We start from the raw sequence: 230 nt of genomic DNA, 5'->3' as shown, positions 1-230 counted from the left end.
AACAGTTGCTCGGCCTTCTCGACCGGCTGGTCGACTCTGGAAAGTGGGTGATCGACATCGAGCACCACCAGGCGTTCATGGCTCACGCCGACTGGATCTTCGACATCGGGCCCGGCGCCGGCCACGACGGAGGCACCGTGGTCTTCCAAGGAACTCCGTCCGACCTCGTCGACGCACGATCGCCCCTGACCGGGGAAAAGCTGGCACGGTCCGTGGGTGCCTGTGCGTCG

At 65.7% G+C, this 230-nt stretch carries 1 protein-coding gene; it reads left to right on the top strand.

Going from position 1 to position 230, the window contains the following annotated elements; genetic code table 11:
* Positions 1–230: hypothetical protein (locus QCD70_RS19185; RefSeq protein ID WP_301219246.1), on the top strand; the 230-nt coding region annotated here is incomplete at both ends.

This window comes from Agreia sp. PsM10 (genome assembly GCF_030433855.1).
GTDB lineage: Bacteria > Actinomycetota > Actinomycetes > Actinomycetales > Microbacteriaceae > Agreia.
Note: the sequence above shows the minus strand (reverse complement) of the source record. Positions and strands in the feature narration are given on the sequence as shown.